The organism is Candidatus Ruminimicrobium bovinum (assembly GCF_902760015.1).
Lineage (GTDB): Bacteria > Elusimicrobiota > Endomicrobiia > Endomicrobiales > Endomicrobiaceae > Ruminimicrobium > Ruminimicrobium bovinum.
Genome location: NZ_CACWEU010000246.1, coordinates 1 through 2,558, shown reverse-complemented (window position 1 = coordinate 2,558; position 2,558 = coordinate 1). Strand labels below are relative to the sequence as shown.

Annotated in this window: 3 protein-coding genes, 1 other RNA gene and 1 pseudogene; all 5 read left to right on the top strand. The window is 29.2% G+C overall.

From position 1 onward, the window contains the following. On the top strand, window positions 1-597 hold a 597-nt coding region (locus tag ACMUOV_RS08335; protein WP_413854679.1), incomplete at its 5' end, for a zinc ribbon domain-containing protein. A gap of 16 nt (window positions 598-613) precedes the next feature. Further along, window positions 614-944, top strand: an RNA gene (gene rnpB, locus ACMUOV_RS08330) — RNase P RNA component class A. A gap of 114 nt (window positions 945-1,058) precedes the next feature. Further along, window positions 1,059-1,952, top strand: a complete 894-nt coding sequence (gene rsmH / locus ACMUOV_RS08325) for a 16S rRNA (cytosine(1402)-N(4))-methyltransferase RsmH (RefSeq protein WP_413854677.1) — start codon at window positions 1,059-1,061, stop codon at window positions 1,950-1,952. Then, window positions 1,945-2,250: a hypothetical protein gene (locus tag ACMUOV_RS08320; protein WP_413854676.1), complete on the top strand. Its 306-nt coding sequence runs from the start codon at window positions 1,945-1,947 to the stop codon at window positions 2,248-2,250. The genes rsmH and ACMUOV_RS08320 overlap by 8 nt, the downstream gene beginning before the upstream one ends. Beyond that, window positions 2,234-2,558 (top strand): annotated as a pseudogene (locus tag ACMUOV_RS08315) (hypothetical protein); the annotation flags it as partial. The gene ACMUOV_RS08320 and the pseudogene ACMUOV_RS08315, both read left to right, overlap by 17 nt.

The following is a 2,558-nucleotide window of genomic DNA, read 5'->3' as shown; positions in this document are numbered from 1 at the left end:
GAAAAAATACGTAAAGATTTTGAACAAAAAAAATCCGAATATGTTCGTTTAAATTCGTTAAAAAAAGAAAAAGAAGCATTGCTTGCAACAAAGGAAGCAAATATAGCAAAACATAATGCGGATTTACTCACGATAAAATCAAATGACCTTTACAAAACATGTCTTTTGGAAATAGAAAAAGCAAAGGCGGATAAAAGTGTAATAGAGGATGAAATTTTACAATTGATGGAAGATATAGATAAAGAATTTATTAACGTAAAAAAGCAGGAAGAACAACTAAAGCAAACGGAAAACAACATTCGTCAGGAAATTGCGAATATCCAAGATACTGTTAAAAAATCCGAACAAAACTTGTTAAATTTAAAAAAAGAAAGAGATGATTTTGCAAAAACAATAAATTCAAATTTGTTATCACAATACGAAAGAATAAGGGAAAACAGAAACGGACAAGGATTGGCTTTAATTGACGGAGACAGTTGCGGTTGTTGCAGTATGACATTAAGACCGCAATTAATCAACCAGGCAACAAAATGCACAGAACTTGTTTATTGTGATAATTGTTCCAGAATATTATTTAATAAAAAAGCAGTAGTATAAATTTCAAATATTTTTAATAAGATGTCGTATGGTCGCTTTACTGAAGTTACGTAAAGAGGAAAGTCCGAACTTTACTCTCTTTTTATAAGAGAAAAACGGTAGCGGGTAATTCCCGTCATTTGCAAGAATAGAGGTGCGAACAGTGACGATTTTTACCGAAAGGTAAAAATATTCCTTAGGGAATAATCATACAGCAATGTATGAAATGAAACGGCTAAATCCTTACCGGAAAGCAAGATAGCAGTTTTTATCGCTTGACCGTATAAAGTAATTTATACGGCAGAGAAATGACCATACCGTTTGTTTTTACAAACGGACAGAATTCGGTGTACAGACATCTTAAATTAGTTTATAGGTTCATAGGGTTATGGGGTTATCGGTTATAAATCTAACAAAAACACCGTATAACCTTATAACCCAAAGACTGTAAACCTAACATTGCAAAGCAATTTTTTATAAAAATGGATAATTTTTTTTATCATGAGCCCGTTATGGTGAATGAAGTTACAAAATATTTAATAACCGAAAATGAAGGTTATTACGTGGATTGTACTTTCGGCGGGGGCGGGCACAGCATTTATTTTTTAAAAAATTTTGATAATATAAAAATAATAGCATTTGACCAAGATGCCGATGCATACAAACATTTTATGGAAAATAAAGATATTAATCCTTACAGAGACAGAGTTATTTTTTGCAGGACTAATTTCAGTAATTTATATTCGCAATTGCAGGAACTTAAAATAAATACCGTTAACGGTATTTTTGCAGATTTAGGTGTTTCTTCAAAACAATTGGATGATAAAACAAGAGGTTTTTCATTCAGCTCCAATGATATTCTTGATATGAGAATGGATAAGACGAAAGATATATCCGCTTATGATGTTGTTAATTCTTTTTCGAAAGAACAACTTCAGGATATATTTTTTAAATACGGTGAAGAAAGTTTTGCGAAACAAATAGCCGAAGAGATTGATAATTACAGAGTTAAAGGAAAAATAAAAACGTGCAACCAATTAACCGATATCGTTTGTAAAGTTAAATGGAAAAAAGGCAAAATAAATCCGGCAACAAAAGTTTTTCAGGCATTGAGAATATATGTTAACGATGAACTTGAAAGTTTAAATAAACTGATAGATTCATCGACAAAAGTTTTAGACACTTATGCAAGAGTTGTAATTTTAACATATCATTCTCTTGAAGACAGAATAGTAAAACAAAAGTTTAAAGAGTTAAGTAACGAAACTTTTACGATCGTTAATAAAAAAGTTATAATTGCAAATGAAACGGAAATAAAAAATAATCCGAGAAGCAGAAGTGCAAAAATGAGAGTATTGGAAAAAACAAATGACTAATTCAAAGAAAAAAAACACAAATATCCGACAGTTGCTTTTTTTAGCGGCATTGGCACTTGTTTTAATATTTTTTTATAAATATCAACAAAATTGGGTTTTGTTTCTCGGAGACGACAATACAAAATTGGAAAACGAAAAAATGAATTTGAAAAAAGAAAACGATATTATTATGACCAAAATAAATTCTATTATGGCTCTTGAAAAATTAGATAAATTAGCAAAAGATAAAAATTTTACACCTCCTCAAAAAGATCAAATTATTAATATTGATATGCAAAATTATGAAGAAAAAGAATGATGTTTTTTATAAAGAATTAGTTTGGGGATTTGTTTTAATAATTCCGTTTTTATTTATTTTAGTCAAATCAATACAATTACAAATTTTCAGTTATAAATATACGGATAATTATATTGACAAAAAAGTTTATAACGAAATTACAAGAACTCCCAAAAGAGGTAATATTTTAGACAGAAACGGAAATATTCTTGTGGTAAGTATTCCCAAGTACGATATATTTTTAGATGCCGTTTCAATAAAAAAGCAACAGGAACTTGAAAAATTTTTGGCAAGTATAAATATAAAATTTGATAAAAACATTCGGGCAG

Coding starts and splice junctions, on each gene's coding strand:
- ACMUOV_RS08320 (WP_413854676.1), top strand. CDS start 1,945: ATGACTAATTCAAAGAAAAAAAACACAAATATCCGACAGTTGCTTTTT.
- rsmH (WP_413854677.1), top strand. CDS start 1,059: ATGGATAATTTTTTTTATCATGAGCCCGTTATGGTGAATGAAGTTACA.